The sequence below is a fragment of the Nocardia altamirensis NBRC 108246 genome (assembly GCF_001612685.1).
Lineage (GTDB): Bacteria > Actinomycetota > Actinomycetes > Mycobacteriales > Mycobacteriaceae > Nocardia > Nocardia altamirensis.
This window is the reverse complement of sequence record NZ_BDAY01000068.1, coordinates 1-26,066: the sequence shown is the minus strand read 5'-3', so window position 1 is coordinate 26,066 and position 26,066 is coordinate 1. Positions and strand designations below refer to the sequence as shown.

The following is a 26,066-nucleotide window of genomic DNA, read 5'->3' as shown; positions in this document are numbered from 1 at the left end:
TCGGACGACTCTGCGCCGGATGACTCTTGCTGGTATGGGTGCGTCGCACGGGGCTGACCCAGAACGGTCGGGTCGTTGCGCCGGTCGTCGAATCCACTCACAGTTGTCCCCTGCCTGACACACGTCTCGGCACGCGACCTTAGCGGGCGACGGCCTCCGATGTGGACACGCCCTGGCCGGTGTCGGCCACAGGCCGCTGCGGGGGAGCCGCGACCAGCGTCAACAGCGTCGCCTCCGGGCGGCAGCAGAAACGGTAAGGCGCCCACGGCGAGGTTCCGATGCCCGCCGACACGTGCAGCTGGGTGTGCTCGCCCCACATCGACGGGCCCTTGACCCGGGACCGATCGATGCCGCAGTTCGTGACGAGCGCGCCGTATCCGGGCAGGCACAGCTGACCGCCGTGCGTGTGCCCCGCCATGACGAGGTCGTAGCCGTCCTCGGCGAAGCGGTCGAGCACGCGCGGTTCGGGCGAGTGGGTCAGGCCGATGCGTAACTCGGCCAAGGGGTTCGGCGCACCGGCGATCGTGTCGTAGCGGTCCCGGTTCAGGTGCGGGTCGTCGACGCCCGCGGTGGCGATCCGGATGCCGGACACCTCGAGATCGCGGCGCACATGCGTCAGGTCGAGCCAGCCGCGCTCGGTGAAGGCCGCGCGCAGGTCCTTCCACGGCAGCGGGGCGCCGTAGGTGCGACGGTGGTCCTTCTTGAAGTACTTCATCGGGTTCTTCGCCACCGGCGCGAAGTAGTCGTTGCTCCCGAAAACGAAAAGCCCCGGGCGGGAAAGCAATCCGCCGAGGGCCTGGACTACCGCGGGAACCGACTTCATGTGCGAGAGGTTGTCACCGGTGTTGATGACCAGATCCGGCTCCAGCCGGTCCAGCTCGCGCAGCCACTGCTGCTTGCGCTGCTGGCCGGGCGTCATGTGCAGATCGCTGATGTGGAGCACCCGCAGCGACGTCGACCCCGGTGCGAGGACCGGCATGGTGGCTTCGCGCAGAACGAAGGCGTTGCGTTCGACCAGCGAGGCGTAGCCGATTCCGGCCACCGCCGCCCCGGCGGCTCCCAACGCGGTCGTGCGGACAGCAGCGGTCGAGATCACGGGCATTTGCCCAGCATAGGTGACCCCGTTGCGGAACGCCGAGTGTGTTTACGCACAGGCGCCTGGACAAGGCCTGACCAGCGCGTGCGCCGGGACGTGCGCCGGCGCCCGGCACGCCGAGTCGGCACTGCCGTAATCGGCAGTAGGTGCGCAAATGTGGTGGGCGCGGCCGAATGAACCGGCTACCGTGACCTCATGTCGGAACTCAAAGCGCAACTGCGGACGGACATGACCGCCGCGATGAAAGCCAAGGACACGCTGCGCCTTTCCACGCTGCGGATGCTGCTTGCCGCGATCCAGACCGCGGAGGTCGCCGGCGCGCAGGCGCGTGAACTCTCCGATGCCGACGTGATCGCCGTGCTGCAGAAAGAGGCGAAGAAGCGCAGCGAGTCGGCCGAGATCTACACCCAGGCCGGGCGCGGTGAGCTGGCCGCCAACGAGCACGCCGAGGCGCGCATCATCGACGAATACCTGCCGACCCAGCTCAGCGAGGCCGAGGTGGCCGACGTCGCCGACACCGCGATCGCCCAGATCGCCGAGGAACTCGGTGAACGCCCCGGCATGCGCCAGATGGGTCAGGTCATGAAGGCCGCCACCGCGCTCGCCGAGGGCAAGGCCGACGGCTCCAGGCTCTCCGCGGCCGTCAAGGCCCGGCTGTAGCCGCCTCTCCGAGTTTTCTGGCCAGACTCAGGTGCGGTAACGGCGCCGTTGGCGACCGGCGGCAAGAGGGGACTGCGTTAGCCCGTACCCGACGAGTTACCCATGTTCTTGCGAGATCAGTGGGCTGAAGAACCACCGACCCGGGTGCAGTGGCACCCGGGTCGGCGGCATTTTCAGCGGGGGATGGGGATCGGAATGGGGATGGGCGGCAACAACGGTGGCGGTGGCAGCCCCGGGATGCCTGGCAGTGGTGCCGGGCCGGGCGGCGGTGCGGCGCGTTGGGTGCCGTCACTGACGTAGAGCGTGATCACCGAGCCAGGGATGGCCGAACCGTTCGGCGCCGTGCCCATCACGGTGCCCTTGGCTTGCGCGCCTGGTCCGGTCACCGGCGTCACCTGGAAGCCTGCCCCGACCAATGCCGCGGTCGCCGCGCCCTGCGTCATTCCGACGACATCGGGCACCTGGGCGTTGTTCGAGCCGCGCACGTACTTGTCGTCCAGCGGTGGCAATCCAGGCGGCGGGAACCGCCCGATCACCGGTTTGATCGCGTTGAACCAGCTGCGCGCCGGTTCATTACCACCGAAAAGGGTGCCGTCGCCGCAGTTTCGCAGCGGGAACGAGCAGATCTCGGCAGGCGTCGGGCTGTCGCCGTAGATGTAGTTGGCCGCGGCCAGCGAGTTGGTGAACCCGACGAAGGCCGAGGAGCGGTGGCTTTCGGTGGTGCCCGTCTTGCCGGACAGCGGGAGGTTCCAGCCGGTCGACTGGGCCGCGCCGGCTGCGGTGCCGCTGATGTCGTCCTTGCTCATCGCGTTGGCGAGCGTGTTGGCGAGACCGGGCTCGACGACCTGCTCGCAGGCCTGCTGGGTCAGCGGCACCTGCTTGCCCTGGCGATCGACCACCTCTTTGATCGGGTTCGGCGGGCACCATTTGCCGCCGGAGGCGAGGGTCGCGGCCACGTTGGACAGTTCCAGCGGGTTGATCGCGACCGGTCCGAGGGTGAACGAGCCGAGGTTCTGTTCCTTGATCATGTCGGCGAGGCTCTGGTTGCCGTGGCCCGAGCTGCCCGCCTCGGTGTAGGAGCGCATGCCGAGCCGCACCGCCATGTCGACGGTCGGCGTCACGCCGACGGCCTGAATCAGCTTGACGAACGCGGTGTTCGGCGAGGTCGCCAGCGCCTCGGTGACCGACATCGGCGACTTGTACTTGCCAGCGTTCTCGACGCAGTAGGTCGCGGCCGGGCAGCCGCGCGCGCCACCGTTACCCATGCCCTTGGCCTCGAAGCGGCCCGGCACATCGAGTTGGGCGTTGATGCCGAGGCCCTTCTCCATGGCCGCGGCGGTGGTGAAGAGCTTGAAGATCGAGCCTGCGCCGTCACCGACCATCGAATACGGCTGCGGCTGCACGGTCTCGTTGGCGTCGCGGTTCAGGCCGTAGGTGCGGCTACTGGCCATCGCGATCAACGGGTGCGAGTCCTGACCGGGTGCGACCACGGACATCACCTGGGCGATGTTGTCCAGGTTCGGATTGGCCGCGTCGGTCACCGACCGCTTCACCGAATCCTGCACCGCGGGATCGAGGGTGGTCCTGATCAGGTAACCGCCCTTATCGATCTGCTCCCTGCTGATGCCAGCGTTGGCCAGGAACTGCAGCGCGTAGTCGCAGAAGAAGCCGCGGTCCATGGCGGCGATGCAGCCGCGCGGCAGACCCTTCGGCTCCGGCAGCACCCCGAGCGGCTTGGTCTTGGCCTCGCGGAATTCGTCGGCGCGGCTCGGGATGTTCTGGATCATCGTGTCCAGCACCGTGTTGCGCCGGGCAAGCACGCCTTCGGTGTTGGTGTACGGGTTGAGCTTCGAGGAGCTCTGCACCATGCCCGCGAGCATCGCGGCCTGCGAGATGTTCAGCTCGGACGCGTCGACACCGAAGTAGGTCTGCGCGGCGTCCTGGATGCCGTAGGAGGAGTTGCCGAACGGCACCAGGTTCAGATACCTGGTGAGGATCTCGTCCTTGGTCAGCTCCCGGTCCAGGGTGAGCGCCATCCGGATCTCGCGGATCTTGCGGGCGGGCGTCGTCTCGATCGCGGCCCTGCGCTCGGCGTCGGTCTTGGCGACGACCAGGAGCTGGAAGTTCTTGACGTACTGCTGGTCGAGCGTCGATGCGCCCTGCTGCACCTCGCCGCTGCTGGTGTTGGTGAGGAACGCGCGCAGCGTGCCCTGCCAGTCGACACCTTCGTGCTCGGCGAAGCGCCGGTCCTCGATGGAGACGATCGCCAGCTTCATGTCGTTGGAGATCTTGTCGCTGGGGACTTCGAAACGGCGCTGCTCGTAGAGCCAGGCGATCGGTGAACCACTCGCGTCGACCATCGTCGAAACGGCGGGCACGGTGCCCTCAACCAGTTCCGAGGACACGTTGTCGACGGCATCGGCGGCACGGTTCGAAACGAACCCGAAGCCACCGGCGAGCGGGAACAGCAACCCCGCGATAAGCACGGCGGCCAGCAGGCAACTGCCGGCCAGCCGCGCGAGCGTATGTGTGATCGGCACGAACCCCAGACTACGGGGTGGGCTTCGCGCGTTCTCTTCAGCGTTTAACCCGAGTCGATTCATCCGAGCGAATGGGCGTGTCGCGCGGGCGAGTCTGGCGTGTCGCGGGACGGCACGCCGCGAATCCCCCGGACCGGCCGCCGCTCGAGCGATTTTGCAGGGACGGACGTACCAAAAAATCCGGGGACGGTCTTGCGCTAGCCCCATACCTTTACCTAGATTGAGAACCCAGTGTGATAGAGCTAACACTCAAAGTGGAATGTGGTGCAGTTCGCAGCGGGGTTTGGGTTGCTGCGACGCTGACACGCGATTCTGGAGCGCCGTTGACCCGGTGTTCGGACTGCAAAGGGGCACACCAAATGCACATGACAACCCCCATCGCTCGATTGGACGTGGAGCAGGCCGAAGCAAGGATTGCCTGGGTAGCCCAGGCCCGATGCAAGGAAGTAGATCCCGATCAGTTGTTCGTCCGCGGCGCTGCGCAGCGCAAAGCGGCGACGATCTGCAGGCACTGTCCAGTGCTGATGCAGTGTGGTGCCGACGCGCTCGACAATCGAGTGGAGTTCGGCGTGTGGGGCGGTATGACCGAGCGGCAGCGTCGCGCTCTGCTCAAGCAGCATCCGGAGGTGACCTCCTGGGCCGATTTCTTCCAGGCTCAGCGCCAGCATCAGGTGGCTATGTAAAACCTACCGAAATTCGGAACTGAGCCTGCGAAAGCGGGCTCAGTTCCGTTTTACGCCGTTATTTCCGTATGGACATATAGCCGATGCGTCTATGTATCAAGCAGATTTTCGGTGCGCGGCGAGCTGTTCGCCGACCACGCGGAGCGCGGACAAATCCGACACTTCGAACGGCAACGCGGTCACCGCGACGATCGGCACCCGCGGGTGCGCGCCGGTGAACCGGTGCAGCAGATGCTGTTCGCGCTTGTCGGTCGCGACGCGGCGGGCGTGGATGCGCAACACCGCCGCGGTGAGCGGATCGGTGTCGGCCATCTGCTCGGCGGCAGTCAGCGCGTGATCGGCCGAGAGCGAACTCAGCGCCGGATGAGTTCGGTTGAGCACCAACCCCGCCAGCGGCATCCGCTCGGTCGAGAGCCGGTCCACGAAGAACGACGCCTCGCGCAGCGCGTCCGGCTCCGCGGCAGCGACCACCAGGAAGTGGGTGCCCGGCTTGGAGAGCATCGCGTAGGTCCGGTCCGCCCGATCCTGGAAGCCGCCGAACAGCGAGTCCAGTGACTGCAGGAAGTTCGATGCGTCCTTGAGCATCTGGCCGCCGACGATGGTGGAAACACCGCGCACCGCCAGGCTCATCGCGCCGGTGACCAAGCGGGTGACGCCGCGGCCCGGCGCCATGATGACCCGGATCATCCTGCCGTTCAAGAAGTTCCCGAGCCGCTTCGGCGCATCGAGAAAGTCCAGTGCGTTGCGTGACGGGGGAGTGTCGACCACGATCAGGTCCCACTCCTTGCGCCCGGCCAGCTGCCCGAGCTTCTCCATCGCCATGTATTCCTGCGTGCCGCCGAACGAGGACGCGACGGTTTGATAGAAGGGGTTGGCGAAGATCTGCTCGGCCTTGTCCGGACTGGTGTGCTCGAGCACCATGTCGTCGAAGGTGCGCCGCATGTTCAGCATCATCGCGTGCAGCTCGCCCTTGGCCTCCGGGCCGAGTGGCACCCGCTGCGGAGTGTTGCCGAGGTCCGCGACGCCGAGTGACTGAGCCAGTCGCCGGGCCGGATCAATGGTGAGTACCACAACCTTGCGGCCGTACTCGGCCGCCCGCAACGCGATCGCGGCGGCGGTGGTTGTCTTGCCGACACCGCCGGAGCCGCAGCAGACCACCACCTTGGCCGTGCGGTCCTCGATGATCTCCGAGATGTCGAGCGGCCCCGCGACTATCGGTGTACTCACTTCACTTCACTCCCTGCGTACTGAGGTGCTCGGCAAGTTCGTACAGCCCACCGAGATCCATGCCCTCGGGCAGCGCGGGGAGATACATGCGGGACACGTCGACCTTCGAGAGCTCGCTCGCGCTGTCGTCCTGCGCCTGCAAAGTCGCAGCGTGCTCGACAGTTTCGGTGATCAGGCCCTGGAAATCGTTGTCCGGCAGTGTGATTCCCGCCGCAGCGAGTCCCGCGCGGACGGCGTCGGTGTCCAGCTCGCCCTGCGCCGCCTCGGCCCGCAGTTCGGCGGGCAGCTGGCCCTCGGTGGCGCGATTCACGATCACCGTGCCGATGCGCAGGTCCGCCGCCTTCAATTCCGCGATGGCGTCGGCGGTTTCCTGCACCGGCAGCGCCTCGAGCAAGGTGACCAGGTGGATCATCGTCTGATCCGAGTGCAGCAGCTTCGAAACGCCTTCGGCCTGGCCTGCGATCGGCCCGCCCTTGGCCACCTCGAGCATGGCCTGGGTGACATCGAGGAAGCTGGCGATCCGGCCGGTCGGCGGGGCGTCGACCACGATCTCGTCGTAGACCCGCTTGCCCGCCTTGTCCACCCGGACCACGGTCTCCTTGATCTTGCCGGTCAGGATGACGTCACGCAGACCAGGCGCGATGGTGGTGACGAACTCGATGGCGCCCATCCGGCGCATCGCCCGCCCCGCGAAGCCGAGGTTGTAGAACATGTCCAGGTATTCGAGGAACGCATGCTCGATATCCAGCGCGAGCGCGACCACCTCGCCGCCGCCGTCCGCGGTGGCGATCCTGGTCTCGGTGGGCGGCAGCGGCGGCAGATCGAACAGCTGGGCAATCGACTGCCTGCTCTCCACCTCCACCAACAGCACCCGGCGGCCACCGGCGGCCAGGGCGAGTGCCAGCGCGGCGGCCACCGTGGACTTGCCTGTGCCGCCCTTTCCGGAGACATAGTGCAAGCGAGCCTTTTCCGCGCGCTTCGGCCACCCTGTTTCCAGCCCTGGCTCGGCTGAAACAGGCACTGCTGTTGGTACTCCCACGCTCGCGAGCCTATAACCCGTTCTGAGATCGCGCCCGAGGGATCCGGTTGTCGACCGGATTTGCGGGCGATCTGTACCAGACAGTGAGACGGTCGCCGTCGTCGCCCGACCGAGGGGGCCGCGAACCACGCCGCGCCCGCGCGGCCAATAAGCTCACCCCATGAGTGATGCGAGCTTGTGGGAGTACGCGACCGTGCCGCTGTTGACGCACGCGACGAAGCAGATTCTCGATCAGTGGGGCGCCGACGGCTGGGAGCTGGTGACCGTGCTGCCCGGCCCGACCGGCGAACAGCACGTCGCCTACCTCAAGCGCCCGAAGTAAGGAGACGGCGATGACCGCAGTGACCAACTGGGAGAGCAACCTAACCCGCCTCGGACTGACCCTGCCTCCGGTCGCGGCACCCGTGGCCGCCTACATTCCGGCGATCCGGACCGGTTCGCTGGTCTACACCTCCGGCCAGCTGCCGTTCGTGAACGGTGAGCTGTCGGCCGTCGGCAAGGTCGGCGCCGAGGTGAGCACCGAGGACGCGAAGGAAGCCGCGCGCCTGTGCGCGCTCAACGCGCTGGCCGCGGTGCACGCACTGGTCGGGCTCGACGCGGTGGTGCGCATCGTGAAGGTGGTCGGATTCGTCGCTTCCGCACCGGGATACAACGATCAGCCGATCGTCATCAACGGCGCGTCCGAATTCCTCGCCGAGGTCTTCGGCGATGCGGGCGTGCACGCCCGCTCCGCCGTCGGCGTCTCCGAACTGCCGAAGAACACTCCGGTCGAGGTAGAAATCATCGCCGAAGTGAAGTAATTGCTTGCCGGGCCCGCGGCACCCTTGGCGCCGCGGGCGTCGGCTCGCTGATCGCACGCGAGGAATATGGGCATGGCTCTTGAACATCCCGCCTACGGGCAGCTACGACAGGTAACCCCGACGGCAGCGGTGCTGCTCGCGAACAATCCAGGGCAGATGACGCTGGATGGCACCAACACCTGGATTCTGCGCGCGCCGGGCCGATCGGACTGTGTGGTCATCGATCCCGGGCCGAAGGACAAGAAGCACAGCGCGCGGATTGCCGAGGTCACCGGCGGCGATATCGCGCTCACCCTGATCACGCACCGGCATCACGATCACACCGGCGGCATCGACAAGCTGGTCGAGCTGACCGGAACTCCGGTGCGCGCCAAGGAATCCGGCTTTCTGCGCGGTTCGGACACGGTACTGGTCGACGGTGAGGTGATCGAGGCGGCAGGCCTGCGGATCACCGTGCTCGACACTCCGGGCCACACGGGTGATTCCGTGAGCTTCGTGCTCGACGACGCGGTGCTGACCGGTGACACGATCCTCGGCAGCGGAACCACCGTGCTCGATTCGACCGACGGCACCCTGGCCGACTATCTGGTCTCGTTGGATCGACTGGTCGAGGCCGGTGCGGGGAAAGCGCTCCTGCCCGCGCACGGTCCGGACCATCCCGATCTGGAACCGGTGGCCCGCTACTACATCGCACACCGTCACGAACGTCTCGATCAAGTGCGGGAAGCGCTACAGGTGCTCGGCCCGAACGCGGGCGCGATGGCCGTGGTGCGCCGGGTCTACGCCGATGTCGACAAGCGACTGTGGCTGGCTGCCCGCAGTTCGGTGCAGGCCCAACTGGAGTACCTGCGCGCCGAGGGTTAGCGGGCGTATCGCTGGCGAACCAGCACTGCCGGATTCAGCGCCTGATGGCGATGAGCGCAGGCCCTGGGCGGTGACGCGGCGCTACCGCCTCCGGGCCTGACGCGCTCATGGCAGTGCAGCGCTGAATCCAGCAGTGGTTCGGGGAATCAGCGAGCGCGCCGGGCGAGGCGCTCGGAGTCGGAGATGAGCACGCTCTTGCCCTCCAGCCGCAGCCAGCCGCGATGCGCGAAGTCGGCGAGCGCCTTGTTCACGGTCTCGCGAGATGCGCCGACGAGCTGGGCGATCTCTTCCTGGGTGAGGTCGTGGGTGACCCGAAGCGCGCCGGCCTCCTGGGTGCCGAACCGCTGCGCGAGCTGCAGCAGCGCCTTGGCGACCCGGCCGGGGACGTCGGTGAAGATGAGGTCGGCCAGGTTGTTGTTGGTGCGACGCAGGCGCCGGGCGAGGACGCGGAGCAACTGCTCAGCGATCTCGGGGCGCTGGTCGATCCACGACTTCAAGGCGTCCCGATCCATCGTGACGGCGCGGACCTCGGTCACCGTTGTCGCGGTGGAGGTACGCGGGCCTGGATCGAAAATCGACAGCTCACCGAACATGTCCGACGGGCCCATGATGGTCAGCAGGTTTTCCCGGCCGTCCGGGGACCGGCGCCCGATCTTCACCTTGCCCGAGGTGATGATGTACAGCCGATCACCCGGTTCACCTTCGTTGAAAATGACATGACCACGTGGAAAATCCACGGGCTGCAATTGCTTGGCGAGGGCGGCCACCGCAGTGGGCTCGACGCCCTGGAAGATGCCTGCTCTGGCGAGGGCCTCGTCCACTTATGTGCTCCTTATGGGAAATGGCTCTGTACTGGACCGAAAGCGACTCGGCCAACAGCGCAGTCTACGCGGCATGATGACAGCGTAGTGACAGACACCACGGAACGTGTGGATTGCGTGGCGCAGCGAGAAACCGTACCAGTATCGCCGCTGCGATGTTTGCGGGTCCCTTGCTGGTCACCGGAGCGACCGACCGTCTCGTCGATCAGCTCGCGCGTGCCACATCCAGCTCCTCGCCGCGGGCACGGCGCTTGCGCATCCGGGCGACGGCGGCGGGCAGGCCGAGCCTCGTCAGCTCTTTCACTTCTGCGTTGCTTGCTTTGTCCAGGTACTGCTGAACCTCTTCGTCGGGTTCGAGAAGTTTGCGGAGCCGGTTCTCGACCCGCTCCATACCCAGTGCGAACAGCATCAACAGCACTGGGAAGAGCACCACAGCGAGTCCTTGCATACGGAGGAGTAAACACGGTCTAGGTCTCAGATGGAACACGGCAACCGAACTGGACGGGCAACGTTGGCCCGCCGTTCCGTATGGTGGACAGGTGCGTGTCACCCCCTCCACAGCCGCCGGGAACGGGCGGGCGCCCGCCGTCGAGGCGACCGATGCGCAACCTGCCGTGGTTGCCGCTCCGAAACGGAAATCCCGCGCGCGACAAGCGGAAACTCAGCTCGGACTAGTCCGGCGAGCGCGCCGGATGAACCGCACTCTTGCCGCCGCTTTCCCGGACGCGCACTGTGAGCTGGACTTCACAACGCCGCTCGAATTGGCGGTCGCGACAATACTTTCCGCGCAGTCCACGGATGTGCGGGTGAATCTCACCACGCCTGCCCTGTTCGCGAAGTACCCCGACGCCCGCGCCTACGCCGAGGCGAACCGCGCGGAGCTGGAGGAATACATCCGATCGACCGGCTTCTTCCGAAACAAAGCAACCTCGCTGATCGGCCTCGGACAGGCACTGCTGGAACACCACAACGGTGAGTTGCCTCACACCATGGACGAACTCGTCAAGTTGCCCGGCATCGGACGCAAGACCGCGAACGTCATCCTCGGCAACGCGTTCGGTGTGCCCGGCATCACCGTCGACACCCATTTCGGCCGCCTGGTGCGCCGCTGGGGGTGGACCACCGAGGAAGATCCGGTGAAGGTCGAACACCTCATCGGCGAGCTCATCGAGCGCAAAGACTGGACGATGCTGTCGCACCGGGTGATCTTCCACGGGCGCCGGGTGTGTCATGCGCGTAAGCCGGCTTGCGGTGTCTGCGTGCTCGCCAAGGACTGCCCGTCGTTCGGGGCAGGGCCGACCGATCCGGATACCGCGGCCGAGCTGGTGAAGGGTCCCGAGAAGGAGCATCTGCTCGAGCTGGTGGGCCGGTGAGGCAACTGCCGGTTGCTTGGCGATGGGCGTTGGCGGGGTTGATCGCGGTGGTAGCGCTCGCGGCGGCGCTGTGGCCGCGCGGCCGTGACGCCGAGACCCCCGTCGAAGCGACCGCGGCGGATACCGCAGTGTCCGGCCAGCAACGCGCTGCGGCCGGGCTCGCGGCCTGCCCGCAGCCTGCAGCAGGCAGCACCGGCGCGGGACCGCTGGCGGGACTGGCGGTGAACTGCCTGGCAGACGGCGGATCGCTCGATCTGTCCGCCGCGCTCGCCGGTAAGCCGGCGCTGCTGAACCTCTGGGCGTACTGGTGTGCGCCGTGTGCAAAGGAATTGCCGTATTTGCAGCAGTTCGCCCAACGGGCCGGAAACGCGATTACCGTGCTGACCGTGCACAGCGACCCCGAGGAGGCCAAGGCGATATCGCGGCTGGTGGGACTGGACGTGACACTGCCCGGCGTGCTCGACGCCGCCGCGCGGGTGCGCACGGCCGTCGGTGCGCCTGCGGTGCTGCCGATCTCGGTGCTGGTGCGGGCGGACGGTTCGGTGGCCAAGGTCGTGGTTCGCGCGTTCAGCGGGGTGGACGACATCACGGAAACGGTCGCGCAGGAGCTGGGGGTTGCTGCGTGAGCATCCCTGTGCCGCACGATATTCCGAAGTGGTTGAGCCGGGCCACCGAGCCTGCCGCCGACGCGTCGGACACGCTGACGTTGGCGCGGGCGCTGCGCCGTGCCATGTCCCTGACCTCGACACCACGCCAGGCTGCGGTCCTTGTGCTGTTCGGCGGTGCCGCTGAGGCCGATCCGGATGGGCTCGGCGGGCTACCCGCCGACGCGGAGGTGCTGCTCACCCAGCGCGCGGCCACTCTGCGCCAGCATCGCGGCCAGATCGCGTTTCCCGGCGGCGAGGTGGATCCGGGTGACAACGGACCGATCGACACCGCGCTTCGGGAGGCGTGTGAGGAGACCGGGCTCGATCGGTCGGGCGTGGAACCCCTCGCGGTGCTACCGAAGTTGTTCGTGCCGCCGTCCCGTTTCGACGTGACGCCGGTGGTCGCCTACTGGCGCACGCCGAGCGAGGTGCGGGTGGTGGACGAGAGCGAGACCGAACGGGTGGTGCGGGTGCCGCTGGCCGAGCTGCTCGATCCGGCGAACCGCTTCCTGGTCCGCGGCAGCCTCGGCTACCAGAGCCCGGCCTTCCTGGTCGACGGCATGTTGGTTTGGGGACTCACCGGCGGTATCCTCGCAGGCATCTTCAAAACCGCTGGCTGGGAACAGGATTGGAACCACGACGACGTCCGTGATCTGGAGACCGCGCTTGGCGACCTCGGAATGACCTTATGAGCACCGAACCGAGCGAGGTGGATTCGTGAGTTCGTCTGCCTGGCTCGATATCGCGGTGGTGCTGCTCGCACTGCTGGCCGCGTCCTCGGGATGGCGTCAGGGTGCGGTCGCGTCCGCACTCGCGTTCCTCGGCGTTGTCCTCGGTGCGGTCGCAGGCATCCTGATCGCGCCGCACATCCTGGTCCACGTCGACGAGGGCCGTGCGCGCGTGCTCACCGGCGTGCTGCTGATCGTGCTGCTGGTGATCATCGGCGAGGTCGCGGGCATGGTGCTCGGCCGCGCCGCGCGCAGCGGCATGCGACATCCGTTCACCCGCAGTGTGGACAGCGTGGTCGGCGCCGCGTTGCAGGCGGTGGCCGTGCTGGTCACCGCGTGGTTGCTCGCGTTGCCGTTGGCCACCTCGTCGCAGCCTGCGATCGCCACCGCGATCAACGGCTCGCGTGTCCTCGCCGACGTCAACGAGGTCGCGCCGAACTGGCTGCGCAGGCTGCCCAACGAATTCTCCAAGCTGCTCAACACCTCCGGCCTGCCGGACGTGATCGGCCCGTTCGGGCGGGCCCCGATCGCGGCCGTCGAGCCGCCGGACGGCAGCGTGCTCGCCAGCCCGGTCGCCGCCTCGCTGCGGTCGAGTGTGCTGCGCATCCGTGGTGTCGCGCCGAGTTGCCAGCGGGCGCTGGAGGGTTCGGGCTTCGTGATCGCACCCGAGCGGATGATGACCAACGCCCACGTGGTGGCAGGCACCACCAGCGTGCAGGTGGACAGCGCACAGGGCGCGCTGGATGCGACCGTGGTGTTGTTCGACCCGTCGAAGGACGTGGCCGTGCTCGCGGTGCCCGGCCTCGCCGCCCCGGTGGTGCCGCAGGCGCCGACGCCTGCCCGCTCCGGTGACAGCGCCATCGTGCTCGGCTACCCCGGCGGTGGTCCGTACACGGCCAGCGCGGCGCGCGTGCGGGAGACGCTGGATCTCACCGGTCCGACCATCTACCGCAACGGCACGGTGGAACGTCAGGTGTACACCGTCCGCGGTCAGGTCCGCGCGGGCAATTCCGGTGGGCCACTGGTGGATACCAAGGGCGAGGTGCTCGGCGTCGTGTTCGGCGCCGCCGTCACCGACGACGACACCGGCTACGTGCTCACCTTGAACGAGGTGCGCGCCCAGCTCGACGCCGCGGCCGGATCGAACGTTCCGGTCGGCACCGGAGCCTGCGTGCTCAGCTGATGATCGAAGGCGGCCTGCTCATCGCGGGCCGTCTTCGACTCAGGGCTACGCCGATCGCTCGGAATTGTCGGCTCGCACAAGGACAGTCGAACCGGTCGAGTCGTCAGCGGAGGGCGTTCAGGCCAGCAGCTTCGCCAATTCCGCCGTCACCGCGTCCGGATTCTCCTGGTGCGCATAGTGGCCCGCGTCAGAGATGGCGACCAGGCGGCGGTCCGGCGAGAGGTGATGTCCACGCCGGAAGGTGCCGTTGAGCACATAGCCGTCGAGATCGCCGCGCATGGCCAGCACCGGAATGCGGATCGGCTCCCGCATGGTCGCCATGAAGCGGCGGCCGTCCGGGCGCCACTGGCTGCGAAACGCCCAACGCTGATACTCCAGCGCACAGTGCGCGGCGCCGGGAATCTGGATGGCCGAACGCATCCGCCGCGCCGTGTCGACGAATTCGGCGGTGCCGGACCAGGATCCGCTCACCCGCTGGCGCAACAGCCGCTCGACCTCGAAGCCGCCGCCGGCGGTGAGCAGGTGCTCGCCGTAGCGGGGCAGCTGATAGCGCAGGAAGTTCGGCAGCCAGACCGCGCGCTGGCGCCGGTTGCGCAGCACCGCGCTCTTGAGTGCCGCCGGGTGCGGTGAACTCACCACGCCGATCGAACTGACCAGTCGCGGGTGCAGCACGGCGGTCGCCCAGCAGACCAGTCCGCCGTCCGCATGCCCGACCAGCGTCGCGTCGGCATAGCCGAGGGCGCGGATGAGCCCGGCGATATCGCCCGCCAGCGTCCAGCCGTCGTAACCGCGCGGCGGTTTGTCACTGTCGCCGTAGCCGCGCAGGTCGACGGCGACCGCGCGGTAGCCCAGGTCGGCGAGCCCGGTCAGCTGATGCCGCCACGTCCACCAGAAGTCGGCGAAGCCGTGCAGCAGCACGACAAGTGGGGCGTCGGTGCGGTCGGGCGCCGCGTCGACGACGTGGAATCGGATGCCGTTGGCATGAACGTCCCGATGCGCCCATGGGCCGTCGTAACGGACGCTGGAGGGATCAGGAATGAAGTTCGACGACACGCCGAGGCAGCCTAATAGTCGAGGTATCCGCGCGCGAGCGAGCGGTTACGAGGTGGGCTTTTCCAATGCGGGCCGCTCGTGCGCCGCGGCGCCGAAGCCGTGCGGCAGCACCGCCGCGGTCGCCTTGAGCGAATCGATCGTCTTCTCGGGTGCGCGCAACTTCTTCACCCGCAGATAGCCGAGGAACGCGAGCAGTGCCGTCGCGAGGATCATCAGGCCGAACACGATCAGGAACGCCGCCCAGCGAGCCAGCCACACATCGAGCAGTTCGCCGAGGAAGAAGAAAAAGAAGAAGGTGCTGAACAGCAGGACGGTCAGGGCGAGGATGAAGTAGACGCTGCCCTGCAGGCCCTTCTTGATCTCGCCGGTCACCTCCGCCTTGGCCAGCGCGACCTCGGCACGGACCAGGGTCGACATCTGTTCGGTGGCATCGCGCACGAGGCTGCCGATGCTGGCGCTGCCTGCGGGATTGGCGTCGGACAAGGGAATGGAGGTCACCGTACGACCGCGCTGCGCGTCGTTCCCGTTACCGCCGTGTGTGAAACTCACTTGGTCGACCCTTCTCCCTGTCCCGGCACTGCTTCGGCTCCGTTCGATGTGCGGCGCTCTCGGTCCCGCAGGCTACTGCCTGCCGGTATCTCGATCACGCCGTTGTCTTCCCGTTCTAGCGCACGCGCGTCCTGCCGTGCCTGGTGGACACGCCCACGCCGCAACAGTAGCGCCGAACCGGCGAGCGACGCCGCCATTGAGGTGACCAGCACGGCGGCCTTCGCCAATTCGACTGCGGAGCCATCTCCGACGTCGGCCAGCGCGAGCTCTGCCACCAGAAGGCTAACGGTGAACCCGATCGCGCCGAGCACCGACAGGGCGAACATGTCGCGATAGCCGAGTCCGGCGGGCCGCTTCGCGATGCCGAACCGGATTGCGAGCCAGCTGATCCCGAAGATGCCGAGGGTCTTGCCGAGCAGTAGCCCGAGAATTACTGCGAGCGCTAGCCTGTCGCTGAACAGCTCGCCGAACACCCTGCCGTCCAACGGAACTCCGGAGGCGAACAGCGCGAACAGCGGCACGCACAGTCCGGCCGAGATCGGCTGGATCAGGTGCTCCAGCCTGGTGGCGGGCGCCTCGTCCTCGCCTGGGTCGGGCCGCACCCTGGTGAGCAGGCCGAGCACCACGCCTGCCATGGTCGGGTGGATGCCTGCCTCGTGCAGCGCGTACCAGGCCACCAGCGCGATCGGGAGATAGAGCCACGGCCCCCTGATCCGCTTGTGCTGGGCCAGTGCCCATCCGGCGAAGCAGGCGAGCGCCGCGAGCAGCCACAGCAGCGACACCGTGGTGGTGAACAACACGGCGATCAGCACGATCGCCATCAGATCGTCGACCACCGCGAGGCTGAGCAGGAAGACCCGCGCGCTCGCCGGAATGCGTGAGCCGGTCATGGCGAGCACGGCCAGCGCGAACGCGATATCGGTGGCCACCGGAATGGCCCAGCCCCGATCCATCCCTTCGACGCCGACGCCGACCGCCATGGCGATCAGCGCGGGAGTGACCACGCCGCCGACCGCGGCGATGATCGGGAGCGCGGCCCGCTTCGGGTCGGCCAGCTCGCCGACGACCAGCTCGCGTTTGAGCTCCAGTCCTGCGACGAAGAAGAAGATGGCGAGCAGGCCGTCCTTGGTCCAGTCGGCCAGCGTGAGGTCGAGGTGCAGCGGCGGGACGGCGAGGACGGTCTCGGTCATGGTCACGTAGCTCGCGCCCCACGGCGAGTTCACCCACAGCAACGCCGCGGCGGCCGCGATGAGAAGGAATGCACCGCCGACAGTTTCCGTGCGTAGATAGCGGGAGAGTTCCGAGCGCACTTGCGTGATCACGGGGAACCTTTCGGCAGGGTCGGTCATGGCTGCGACCGCACCTGCCACCGATTCGGCGTTCATGGACACGACCGCATGCCGACCAGACTTCCCGGCACACCTTACGCAATCCTAACGGGTAAGGCCGGTGACGAATCACGCCACCGGCCTTATTCTGTCGCGCAGCTGTGTCCGCGCCCCCTGCCAGGGGTTACGCCTTGGTTGCCCGAATCGCCTCGAAGACATTGGGGTCGACCAGGGTCGAGGTGTCGCCGAGCTCGCGGCCCTCTGCGACGTCGCGCAGCAGGCGACGCATGATCTTGCCGCTGCGCGTCTTGGGCAGCTCGGGCACCACGTGGATCTCCCTCGGCCGTGCGATCGGGCTGATCTCGCGGGATACTTCCGCCTTCAGCTCGTCGACCAGTGCCGCGCCGGTGTCCTCGGCCTCCGCGGTGAGGATGACGAACGCGACGATGCCTTGACCGGTGGTGGCGTCACTGGCCCCGACGACCGCGGCCTCGGCGACGCCGGCGTGGCCGACCAGTGCCGACTCCACCTCGGCGGTGGAGATCCGGTGCCCGGACACGTTCATCACGTCGTCGACCCGGCCGAGCACCCAGAGGTCGCCGTCGGTGTCGAGCTTGGCGCCGTCACCGGCGAAGTACCAGCCTTGGCTGGCATAGCGTTCCCAGTAGGTGGCCCGGTAACGGTCCATGTCGCCCCAGATGCCGCGCAGCATCGACGGCCACGGCTGGTCGAGCACCAGGTAGCCGTTGGCCTCGGTTTCGCCGCGCTGCACCGGCTTGCCCTCTTCGTCGACGACGAGCGCCGAGATGCCCGGCAGCGGCGTCATCGCGGCACCGGGCTTGGCCGCGGTGACACCGGGCAGCGGCGAGATCATGATCGCGCCGGTCTCGGTCTGCCACCAGGTGTCCACCACCGGTGCGGTGCCCGCGCCGATCGTGTCGCGGTACCAGCGCCAAGCCTCCGGGTTGATCGGCTCGCCCACCGAGCCGAGCAGCCGGATGCTGGACAGGTCGTGCGCGGCCGGAATCTCCTTGCCCCACTTCATGAATGTGCGCACCAGTGTCGGGGCTGTGTAATAGATGGAGACGCCGTATTTTTCGATGATCTGGAAATGACGGTGTTCATCGGGGGAATTGGGGGTGCCTTCGTAGACGACCTGGGTGGCGCGGTTGGCCAATGGTCCGTAGACGATATAGCTGTGTCCGGTGACCCAGCCGATGTCGGCGGTGCACCAGTAAATGTCTTGTCCGGCTTTGTGATCGAAGACGTTGTGGTGGGTGTAAGCGGCCTGCGTGAGGTAACCGCCGGAGGTGTGCAGGATACCCTTGGGCTTCCCGGTGGTGCCTGAGGTGTAGAGGATAAAGAGCGGGTGCTCGGCGTCGAACGCCTGCGCCTCGTGTTCGGGGGCGGCCTGTGCGACCGTTTCGTGCCACCACAGGTCGCGGCCCTCGGTCCACGGCACCTCGATGTTGGTGCGGCGCACCACGAGCACATGCTCGACGCTGTGCGGCACATCGCCGTTCGCGTACAGCGCCTCGTCCACGGCAGCCTTGAGCGGTGCCGCCTTACCGCGTCGCCACTGGCCGTCGGTGGTGATCACCAGCCTGGCTTCGGCGTCGTCGACCCGCTGGCGCAGCGCGGTGGGGGAGAAGCCCGCGAACACCACGGAGTGGGTGAGCCCGAGCCGGGCGCAGGCCAGCATCGCGACGATGGCCTCGGGCACCATCGGCATATAGAGGGCGACGCGATCGCCCGCTTCGAGGCCGAGTTCGGTGAAATAGTTTGCGGCACGGCTGACTTCGGCGAGCAGCTCGGCGTAGGTGATATCGCGCGAGTCGCCGGGTTCACCTTCCCAATGGATGGCGACCTGGTCGCCGTGCCCGTCGAGCACGTGCCGGTCGACGCAGTTGTAGGCGACGTTCAGCTTGCCGTCGACGAACCACTTCGCCACCGGCGCGTCGTTCCAGTCCAGCACCTGGCGCCACGGCTGATGCCAGTGCAAACGACCGGCCTGCTCGGCCCAGAACGCGTCGCGATCGGCCGTGGCCTGCTCGTACAGCGCGGCACCAGCGTTCGCCGCCGCCGCGAACTCCGCGGTCGGCGGGTACGAGTCCCTGTGGTCGGCGGTTTCGGTCATCTCGTTTCTTCTTTCCACGTAGCCTGAGTCCACGAACCAAACGCAGCAAGTTCGACAGTAAACAACTGTGACCTACGCCGCGTCCGGTGTGTCCACCGGGTTTCGGAACTGTCACGCCGTTGCGCGATCCGCGACGGAGCGGCCGATCCGGCGGACAGACTGGATGGCCTCTTTGAGACAATGTTCCGGCGGATAGGTCCTTTTCGCGCGATGTTTTTCGTGTTTCGGTCATGTTGCCGGATTGGTAACAAGTGGAATGAACCTTGGTCAATCCGATGACATAGCCCTGTTCGGTGGTTACTCTCCGAGTCACCCAAGGCGGTTTGTGCCGGCATGCGCCTGGTGACCTCACGCGCGTGCCGTCTGTTCCGCCCTTGTCGAAATCGGGAGAACGCGTTGAGATTCAACAGAGCAATGGCGCTGACCGCAGCGGTACTGTTGGCCACAAGCCTCGGTCTGGCGGCGTGCTCGTCGGGCGATAGTGCCGACTCGAGCATCGTCACCACCGGCGGTGGTGAGCCGCAGAACCCGTTGGTGCCCACCAACACCAACGAGAACATGGGCGGCCGCGTCGTCGACCGGTTGTTCGCTGGGCTGAAGTACTACGACGCCAGCGGTGTTCCGCACGACGAGATGGCCGAAAAGATCGAGACGACCGACCGGAAGAACTACAAGATCACCATCAAGCCGGACTGGAAGTTCTCCGACGGCACCCCGGTCAAGGCCAAGTCCTTCGTCGACGCGTGGAACTACGGCGCACTCGGCACCAACGCTCAGTTGCAGAGCTACGTGTTCACCCCGATCAAGGGCTTCAAGGAAGTCTCCGCGGAAAAGCCGACGGCACAGACCTTGTCGGGCCTGAAGGTGGTCGACGACCGCACGTTCACCGTCGAGCTGGAGTCGCCGTCCATCGACTTCGAGACCGGCCTCGGCTACGCGCCGTTCTACCCGCTGCCCGAGGCGGCGTTCAAGGACATCAAGGCGTTCGGCGAGAACCCGATCGGCAACGGCCCGTACAAGTTCGCGAGCAACGGTGCCTGGCAGCACAACGTGCAGATCGACCTGGTGCCGAACCCGGAGTACAAGGGCGGCCGCCCGGCCAAGAACAAGGGCCTGCGGTTCGTGATGTACCAGTCCTTCGACACCGCCTACCAGGACCTGCTTGCCGGCAACCTGGACTCGCTCGACACCATTCCGGACAGCGCGCTGGCGTCGTACGAGAAGGACCTCGGCGATCGCGCGATCACCAAGCCCACCGCGCAGAACCAGAAGGTCGGCATCCAGCAGAACGTCCCGCACTTCGCGGGCGAAGAAGGCCTGCTGCGGCGTAAGGCCATCTCGATGGCCATCAACCGGGAACAGATCTGCCAGAACATCTTCCACGGTTCCCGCGTCCCGGCCAAGGACTTCACCGCAAGCACGTTGCCCGGCTTCAACGGCAACCTGCCCGGCTCCGAGGTGCTGAAGTACAACCCGGAGGAGGCGAAGAAGCTGTGGGCCCAGGCCAACGTCATTTCGCCGTGGTCGGGCACCTTCGAGATCGCCTACAACTCCGACGGCGGCCACCAGGCCTGGATCGAAGCCACCGCGAACAGCATCAAGAACACCCTCGGTATCGAGGCCATCGCCACCGCGTACCCGACGTTCAAGAACATCAGGGACCTGGTGAACGCCAAGACCATCGGCAAGGCCTTCCGCTACGGCTGGCAGGGTGACTACCCGACCATGCTGCAGTTCCTCACGTCGAACTACTACAGCTACTCCGACACCAACAACGTCGACTACAAGAGCCCCGAGTTCGACAAGCTGCTCGATGACGCCCTGGCCGCGCCGACCCTCGAGGAGTCCTACAAGATCGTCGCCAAGGCGCAGGCCCTGATGCTCAAGGACATGTCCGACATCCCGATGTTCGAGTACATCGCCAACGCCGGTCGGTCGGACAAGGTCAAGAAGGCCGAGCTCGCCTGGAACGGACTGTTCGACTTCGAGAACATCGAGAAGTAGCCGCTGATGCGCCGCGCCTCGAGCCGAGGCGCGGCGCATCACTGACTCAGGAGGCGAAATGGCCTGGTATGTCGTGCGGCGTCTGCTCCAGATGATCCCTGTGTTCCTCGGAGCGACGCTGCTTATTTATGCCCTGGTCTTCCTTGTTCCCGGCGACCCGATCTCCGCGCTCGCAGGCGACAAGCCGATGACCCCCGCGGTGGAAGCGCAGCTGCGTGCGCGCTACCACCTCGACCAGCCCTTCTTCATGCAGTATCTGCTGTATTTGAAGGGCATTCTGACGTTCGATTTCGGTACTGCCTTCTCCGGAAGGCCGGTTCGCGCGGAGCTGGCTCGGGCGTTCCCGATCACGATCAAACTCGCCTTCATGGCGCTGTTCGTCGAAGCCGTCTTCGGCGTGATCTTCGGCCTGATCGCCGGCCTGCGCAAGGGCAAGCTGTTCGACTCGTCGATGCTGGTGATCAGCCTGATCGTGATCGCCGTCCCGATCTTCGTCGTCGGCTTCCTCGCGCAGTACCTGCTCGGCGTGAAATGGGAGATCGCCCCGGTGACCGTCGGCGGCAACGCGAGCTTCGGCGCGCTGATCGTTCCCGCGTTCGTGCTCGGCTCGCTGTCGTTCGCGTACGTGCTGCGGTTGACCCGAAACTCGGTGGCGGAGAACATGTCCGCCGACTACGTCCGGACCGCGACGGCCAAGGGACTCAGCAGGCGCCGGGTGGTCACCGTGCACATCCTGCGCAACTCGATGATCCCGGTGATCACCTTCCTCGGCGCCGACCTCGGGGCGCTGATGGGCGGTGCGATCGTCACCGAAGGCATCTTCAACATCCCCGGCGTGGGTGGCACGCTCTACCAGGCGATTACCCGCGGCGAGCCGCCGACCGTCGTCTCGTTCGTGACGGTGCTGATCGTCATCTTCCTGATCTCGAATCTGTTCGTAGATCTGCTCTACGCCGCACTCGACCCGAGGATTCGCTATGCCTGACCTCGACAAAGGACAAGGAATCGACCTCGCGGAGAGCGCGGCCCGCGGCAGGCAGACCTACTTCGTCGCCCCACCCGACGAGGTCGAGGTGCTCGCGACCGACATGGTCGTCGACGCAGGCTCGCCGACCAGCATCTGGACCGATGCGTGGCGGCAGCTGCGGCGCAACCCGATCTTCATCGTCGCGGCGTTGATGATCCTGTTCGTCCTCGTGGTTGTCATTTGGCCAGGGCTGTTCACCAGCCAGGATCCGCGCTACTGCAACGGCGATTTCAGCATGCATCCGAGCAGCGCGGGTCATCCGTTCGGCTACGACAAGCAAGGCTGTGACATCTACGCCCGAACCGTCTACGGGGCAAGGGCTTCGGTGATGGCAGGCGTCGGCGCCACGATCTTCTTCGTGCTGATCGGCGGCGTCCTCGGTGCACTTTCCGGTTTCTACGGCGGGCTGCTCGACTCGATCGTGTCGCGCGTCGCCGAGATCTTCTACGCCATCCCGCTGATGCTGGCGGCGATCGTGGTCATGCAGCTGCTCGATTCGCGGACCATCTGGACCGTGATCATCATCCTGTCCGCGTTCACCTGGCCGCAGGCCGCGCGGATCGCCCGCAGTGCGGTGATCCAATCGAAGAACAGTGATTACGTCACGGCCGCAAAGGCATTGGGCGTCTCGCGAATACGCACGCTGATTCGGCACGTGCTGCCGAACTCGGCGGGTCCGCTGATCGTGGTCACCACGCTCTGGCTCGGCGTCTTCATCGTCACCGAGGCGACGTTGTCCTACCTCGGTGTCGGACTGCCGCGCACGATCGTGTCCTGGGGCTCCGATATCGCGTCGGGGCAGAAGGAGATTCGCACCTCCGCGATCCTGTTCTACCCCGCAACGGCGTTGGCGCTCACCGTGCTGAGCTTCATCATGCTCGGCGACGCGGTGCGCGACGCCCTCGACCCGAAGGCGAGGAAGCGATGACCGCGCCACTGCTCGAAATCAAGGACCTCAACGTCTGTTTCAGCTCCGAGGGCAAGAAGATCCCCGCGGTTCGTGACGTGAACCTGTCGGTGTATCCGGGCCAAACCGTCGCGATCGTCGGCGAATCCGGGTCGGGCAAGTCCACCACCGCGCACGCGATCATCGATCTGCTGCCCGGCACCGGGCAGGTCACCTCGGGCAACATCCTGTTCGACGGCAAGGATCTCGCGAAGGTGTCCAAGAAGGACGTCATCGCGGTCCGCGGCAGCGGCATCGGATTGGTCCCGCAGGATCCGATGTCGAACCTCAACCCGGTGTGGAAGATCGGCTTCCAGATTCAGGAAACGTTGGAGGCCAACGGCATCGCCAAGGGCAAGGCGGCCAAGCAGCGCGCCATCGAACTGCTCGAGGAAGCGGGCATGTCCGACGCCGCGCGACGGGTGAACCAGTATCCGCACGAGTTCTCCGGCGGTATGCGCCAGCGTGCGCTCATCGCCATCGGCCTGGCTTGCCGGCCCAAGCTGCTGATCGCCGACGAACCGACCTCGGCGCTGGACGTGACGGTGCAGCGTCAGATCCTCGACCATCTCGACGGTCTCACCAACGAGCTCGGCACCGCGGTACTGCTGATCACCCATGACCTCGGACTTGCGGCCGAGCGGGCCGAACACCTGGTGGTGATGTATCGGGGCCGGGTGGTGGAATCCGGTCCTGCCCTGCAGATTCTGCGCGAACCGCAGCACCTGTACACCAAGCGGCTGGTGAACTCCGCACCCTCGCTCGCCTCGCAGCGGCTGTCCTCGGTGAAGCAGCGCATCGAGATCCGCGAGCAGGCGGTGCAGGTCGCCGAGCAGCTGGTGGCATCGGACGCGGAGCTGGCCGCGGCTCCCGACGACGTCGTGGTGACCGAGAACCTGACCAAGGCCTTCAAGATTCGCGGCAACGCGCCGTGGCGGTCGACGGATTTCACTGCGGTGCAGGACGTCTCGTTCCGGCTGCGGCGTGGCACCACGACCGCGATCGTCGGCGAATCCGGCTCGGGCAAATCGACGGTCGCCAAGATGATCCTCGGCCTGCTCGAGCCGACGTCGGGCAAGGTGGTGTTCGACGGCAAGGAAGTGGCGAAGCTGGATCGCAAGGGCGCCTTCGCGTTCCGGCGCCGGGTGCAGCCGATCTTCCAGGACCCGTACGGCTCGCTCGACCCGATGTACTCGATCTACCGCACCATCGAGGAGCCGTTGCGCACGCACGACATCGGCTCCCCGAAGGAGCGGGAGGCGACGGTTCGAGAGCTGCTCGACAAGGTGTCGCTGCCGTCGACGGTGATGCGGCGCTATCCGAACGAGCTGTCCGGCGGACAGCGTCAGCGCGTGGCCGTTGCACGTGCGCTGGCACTTTCGCCCGAGGTCGTGGTGTGCGACGAGGCGGTCTCCGCGCTCGACGTGCTGGTGCAGGCGCAGATTCTGCGGCTGCTCAACGACCTGCAAGCCGAGCTCGGCCTGTCGTATGTGTTCATCACGCACGACTTGGCCGTCGTCCGGCAGATCGCCGACGACGTGCTGGTCATGCAGAACGGCAAGGTGGTCGAGGCGGCCTCCACCGAGCAGGTCTTCGACAATCCCCGCGAGGAATACACCCAGCGTTTGCTGGATGCCATTCCCGGCCGGGATCTGTTGGCAGGCTAGCGAGTCGGTGGGCTCAGCAGCCTACCGAGTAGTGACGTGGCAAGCCCCGGCCCGCTGGGTCGGGGCTTGCCGCGCATTCAGGACGATGGGCGCCAGGGCGGGCAATGGCCGATCATGCGACGCGGGCCAGGTGCGCGAGGATCGCGGGGATCACGTCGTCCCACTGATGGGGCGGCGGGACCTCGTGTCCCGCCTGCGCCATCGGCAGGAATCCGGCACCGGGAATCGCTGCGGCCAAGGCCTTTCCGTGTTCGATCGGGAACAGCGGATCCTCCGCGCCGTGCAGCACCAGGGTCGGTGCGGTGATGGTGCCGAGCAGGTCGCGCCACGGTTCGCCCGCATCGACCAGATACGGATTGGTCAGCTGGGCCGCGATATCGGCGGCCCGATCGAAGACCAGGCCCGCCGCCTCGGCGCGGTGTTCGGCGTCGAACGGGTAGCTGCTCGCGGCGAACGGGCGCTCGGCCTCGACCAGGTACTCGATGACCGCCGCGCGATCCGCCCAGTCCGGCACGGGCGGCTCGTTCGTGAAGAACGCGCTCAGCTCTGCGGAAATCCCTGGCAGATCGGGGCTTTCGTGGCCGGGACCGCCGGGTGTCGACGCCGTCAGCGTCAACGAGGCGACCCGATCGGGGTGGTGGATGGCGGTGAGCTGGGACACCGCAGACCCCTGGGACATGGCGATCAGATGTGCCCGCGGCGCCTCGAGCGCATCGAGCAGTCCGATCGTATCGGCGACCATGTCGGTGAGCCCGTAGCCCGGCGCGCCGACCGGGAAGGTGCTCGACCGGCCCGCGTCCCTGCTGTCGATCCGGATGGCCTGCCAGCCGTCGGCGACCAGCCGCCCGATGAACTCGGCGTCCCACGCGAGCATGGATTCTCCAGCGCCGTGCAGGAACAGCACCGGTGTCCCACCCGATTCGCCGAAAGTTTCGGTGCAGAGACGGATTCCATTGACCTCGAAAATCCGCTCGTTACTGCTCATCTCGCACAACCTCCCGCTAACTCAGATGTGACGCGAACCGTATCCGGACATTCGTTACATGTAAATAGAACCCCCTAGACTTGGGGGCATGCCAGAAACCTCGGCGCACCGGCGTTCTGACGACGGCTGGGCGGCCTACCGACGACTACGCCTGCTCGTTGATGCCGAGATCGCCCGAGACCTGGAGCGGGACACCGGGCTTTCGATGCCCGACTACGAAGTGCTCACCGCTGTCGCGGAATTGGCGGCCACCGAGGCGTGTGTGCGAGTGAGCGGCCTTGCCGCGCACATGTATTGGCCGCACAGCAGGCTGTCCCGTCAGCTCGGCCGGATGGAACGGCGCGGCCTCATCGCTCGCGAGCCGTGCGAACGCGACGGCCGCGGCCAGGACGTCCTGCTTGCCGCAGCAGGGCGGCAGGCGCTGGACGCGGCCACCCCGGCGCACCGCGAGTCCATTCGGCAACGATTCACCGACCTGCTGACCCCCGCACAGCTCACGGCCATTGCCGGGATCGAGCAGACCATCGAGCGGCACCGCACCGCGGGCTCCTGACCTCCGGAGTCGACGAGCCCCTGGGTTACCTGCGGGTGCGCGCAAGTAGCCTCGTATGCCGTGACCGATCCGCTCCAGCCTCTCGTCGATCTCCCCGGTGTCCGCGCCGCCGCCGACCGCGCCCGCGACGCGCTCGCCGAGGTGCACCGGCACAAG

Annotated in this window: 25 protein-coding genes and 1 pseudogene; 15 read left to right on the top strand and 11 right to left on the bottom strand. The window is 66.8% G+C overall.

Features of this window, described 5'->3' with window-relative positions; all coding sequences use genetic code 11:
- Positions 1–139 precede the first annotated feature (139 nt).
- A complete protein-coding gene (locus NA11_RS31090; protein ID WP_069165603.1) occupies positions 140–1,102 on the bottom strand; it encodes a metallophosphoesterase in 963 nt (320 codons plus the stop codon).
- A 189-nt stretch (positions 1,103–1,291) separates the two neighbouring features.
- Here NA11_RS31090 and NA11_RS31085 point away from each other — a divergent pair, with 189 nt between their 5' ends.
- Positions 1,292–1,756 carry a GatB/YqeY domain-containing protein gene (locus NA11_RS31085; RefSeq protein WP_069165602.1) on the top strand — a complete coding sequence of 155 codons (465 nt, stop codon included), beginning with the start codon at positions 1,292–1,294 and terminating at the stop codon, positions 1,754–1,756.
- A gap of 173 nt (positions 1,757–1,929) precedes the next feature.
- Here NA11_RS31085 and NA11_RS31080 read toward each other — a convergent pair whose 3' ends face one another.
- Positions 1,930–4,296 (bottom strand): penicillin-binding protein, encoded by a 2,367-nt coding sequence (locus tag NA11_RS31080; protein ID WP_069165601.1) that lies wholly within the window; start codon positions 4,294–4,296, stop codon positions 1,930–1,932.
- Between the two features lie 359 nt (positions 4,297–4,655).
- On the opposite strand from NA11_RS31080, the gene NA11_RS31075 reads away from it, so the two are divergent.
- On the top strand, positions 4,656–4,979 hold the full coding sequence (locus NA11_RS31075) for a WhiB family transcriptional regulator (protein WP_014981178.1): 324 nt from the start codon (positions 4,656–4,658) through the stop codon (positions 4,977–4,979).
- A 96-nt stretch (positions 4,980–5,075) separates the two neighbouring features.
- Here NA11_RS31075 and bagB read toward each other — a convergent pair whose 3' ends face one another.
- The gene (gene bagB / locus NA11_RS31070; protein ID WP_439957118.1) at positions 5,076–6,194 is read right to left on the bottom strand and encodes an ATPase BagB; all 1,119 of its coding nucleotides are present in this window, start codon (positions 6,192–6,194) and stop codon (positions 5,076–5,078) included.
- Positions 6,195–6,207: 13 nt separating this feature from the next.
- Entirely contained in the window at positions 6,208–7,227 is a 1,020-nt protein-coding gene (gene bagA, locus NA11_RS31065) for an ATPase BagA (protein WP_069165599.1), read from the bottom strand.
- 178 nt (positions 7,228–7,405) lie between these two features.
- On the opposite strand from bagA, the gene sp36 reads away from it, so the two are divergent.
- The 3 genes from sp36 (at position 7,406) to NA11_RS31055 (ending at position 8,909) form a co-directional block, all read left to right on the top strand.
- A complete protein-coding gene (gene sp36, locus NA11_RS45105) occupies positions 7,406–7,567 on the top strand; it encodes a Sp36 family protein (protein WP_141717935.1) in 162 nt (53 codons plus the stop codon).
- A gap of 10 nt (positions 7,568–7,577) precedes the next feature.
- Positions 7,578–8,045, top strand: a complete 468-nt coding sequence (locus NA11_RS31060; RefSeq protein WP_069165598.1) for a RidA family protein — start codon at positions 7,578–7,580, stop codon at positions 8,043–8,045.
- A gap of 72 nt (positions 8,046–8,117) precedes the next feature.
- Complete coding sequence (locus NA11_RS31055) at positions 8,118–8,909, top strand: MBL fold metallo-hydrolase (RefSeq protein ID WP_069165635.1); 792 nt, start codon at positions 8,118–8,120, stop codon at positions 8,907–8,909.
- A gap of 146 nt (positions 8,910–9,055) precedes the next feature.
- Here NA11_RS31055 and NA11_RS31050 read toward each other — a convergent pair whose 3' ends face one another.
- Positions 9,056–9,730 carry a Crp/Fnr family transcriptional regulator gene (locus NA11_RS31050; protein WP_011206875.1) on the bottom strand — a complete coding sequence of 225 codons (675 nt, stop codon included), beginning with the start codon at positions 9,728–9,730 and terminating at the stop codon, positions 9,056–9,058.
- A 205-nt stretch (positions 9,731–9,935) separates the two neighbouring features.
- A complete protein-coding gene (locus tag NA11_RS31045) occupies positions 9,936–10,163 on the bottom strand; it encodes a hypothetical protein (RefSeq protein WP_014981184.1) in 228 nt (75 codons plus the stop codon).
- A gap of 181 nt (positions 10,164–10,344) precedes the next feature.
- On the opposite strand from NA11_RS31045, the gene nth reads away from it, so the two are divergent.
- The 4 genes from nth (at position 10,345) to NA11_RS31025 (ending at position 13,661) form a co-directional block, all read left to right on the top strand.
- Positions 10,345–11,103 (top strand): endonuclease III, encoded by a 759-nt coding sequence (nth, locus tag NA11_RS31040; RefSeq protein WP_069165597.1) that lies wholly within the window; start codon positions 10,345–10,347, stop codon positions 11,101–11,103.
- Positions 11,104–11,108: 5 nt separating this feature from the next.
- Positions 11,109–11,729: a TlpA family protein disulfide reductase gene (locus NA11_RS31035; RefSeq protein WP_141717938.1), complete on the top strand. Its 621-nt coding sequence runs from the start codon at positions 11,109–11,111 to the stop codon at positions 11,727–11,729.
- 74 nt (positions 11,730–11,803) lie between these two features.
- The gene (locus tag NA11_RS31030) at positions 11,804–12,442 is read left to right on the top strand and encodes an NUDIX hydrolase (protein WP_069165634.1); all 639 of its coding nucleotides are present in this window, start codon (positions 11,804–11,806) and stop codon (positions 12,440–12,442) included.
- Positions 12,443–12,467: 25 nt separating this feature from the next.
- On the top strand, positions 12,468–13,661 hold the full coding sequence (locus NA11_RS31025) for a MarP family serine protease (RefSeq protein ID WP_069165595.1): 1,194 nt from the start codon (positions 12,468–12,470) through the stop codon (positions 13,659–13,661).
- A 117-nt stretch (positions 13,662–13,778) separates the two neighbouring features.
- Here NA11_RS31025 and NA11_RS31020 read toward each other — a convergent pair whose 3' ends face one another.
- From NA11_RS31020 to acs, 4 genes are all read right to left on the bottom strand, one after another.
- Positions 13,779–14,714 carry an alpha/beta fold hydrolase gene (locus NA11_RS31020; RefSeq protein ID WP_069165594.1) on the bottom strand — a complete coding sequence of 312 codons (936 nt, stop codon included), beginning with the start codon at positions 14,712–14,714 and terminating at the stop codon, positions 13,779–13,781.
- Between the two features lie 45 nt (positions 14,715–14,759).
- Positions 14,760–15,263, bottom strand: a complete 504-nt coding sequence (locus tag NA11_RS31015; protein ID WP_069165593.1) for a phage holin family protein — start codon at positions 15,261–15,263, stop codon at positions 14,760–14,762.
- Positions 15,260–16,612 (bottom strand): Na+/H+ antiporter NhaA, encoded by a 1,353-nt coding sequence (gene nhaA / locus NA11_RS31010; RefSeq protein WP_439957117.1) that lies wholly within the window; start codon positions 16,610–16,612, stop codon positions 15,260–15,262. The genes NA11_RS31015 and nhaA overlap by 4 nt, the downstream gene beginning before the upstream one ends.
- A 163-nt stretch (positions 16,613–16,775) precedes the next feature.
- Positions 16,776–18,728, bottom strand: a complete 1,953-nt coding sequence (gene acs / locus NA11_RS31005) for an acetate--CoA ligase (protein WP_069165592.1) — start codon at positions 18,726–18,728, stop codon at positions 16,776–16,778.
- A gap of 414 nt (positions 18,729–19,142) precedes the next feature.
- On the opposite strand from acs, the gene NA11_RS31000 reads away from it, so the two are divergent.
- Genes NA11_RS31000 through NA11_RS30985 form a run of 4 tightly spaced genes read left to right on the top strand, consistent with a single transcriptional unit; the run spans position 19,143 to position 24,372 of the window.
- Positions 19,143–20,732 (top strand): peptide ABC transporter substrate-binding protein, encoded by a 1,590-nt coding sequence (locus tag NA11_RS31000; RefSeq protein WP_069165591.1) that lies wholly within the window; start codon positions 19,143–19,145, stop codon positions 20,730–20,732.
- 58 nt (positions 20,733–20,790) lie between these two features.
- Complete coding sequence (locus tag NA11_RS30995) at positions 20,791–21,717, top strand: ABC transporter permease (RefSeq protein WP_069165590.1); 927 nt, start codon at positions 20,791–20,793, stop codon at positions 21,715–21,717.
- The gene (locus tag NA11_RS30990; RefSeq protein ID WP_069165589.1) at positions 21,710–22,687 is read left to right on the top strand and encodes an ABC transporter permease; all 978 of its coding nucleotides are present in this window, start codon (positions 21,710–21,712) and stop codon (positions 22,685–22,687) included. The genes NA11_RS30995 and NA11_RS30990 overlap by 8 nt, the downstream gene beginning before the upstream one ends.
- Complete coding sequence (locus NA11_RS30985) at positions 22,684–24,372, top strand: dipeptide ABC transporter ATP-binding protein (RefSeq protein ID WP_069165588.1); 1,689 nt, start codon at positions 22,684–22,686, stop codon at positions 24,370–24,372. Before NA11_RS30990 ends, NA11_RS30985 begins: the two co-directional genes overlap by 4 nt.
- A 112-nt stretch (positions 24,373–24,484) precedes the next feature.
- Here the strand turns inward: NA11_RS30985 and NA11_RS30980 are convergent, their stop codons facing one another.
- On the bottom strand, positions 24,485–25,357 hold the full coding sequence (locus tag NA11_RS30980) for an alpha/beta fold hydrolase (protein WP_069165587.1): 873 nt from the start codon (positions 25,355–25,357) through the stop codon (positions 24,485–24,487).
- Between the two features lie 88 nt (positions 25,358–25,445).
- Here NA11_RS30980 and NA11_RS30975 point away from each other — a divergent pair, with 88 nt between their 5' ends.
- Together NA11_RS30975 and NA11_RS46770 are read left to right on the top strand one after the other, a co-directional pair.
- Positions 25,446–25,910 (top strand): MarR family winged helix-turn-helix transcriptional regulator, encoded by a 465-nt coding sequence (locus NA11_RS30975; RefSeq protein ID WP_069165586.1) that lies wholly within the window; start codon positions 25,446–25,448, stop codon positions 25,908–25,910.
- Between the two features lie 60 nt (positions 25,911–25,970).
- Positions 25,971–26,066, top strand: a pseudogene (locus NA11_RS46770) (oxidoreductase); the annotation flags it as partial.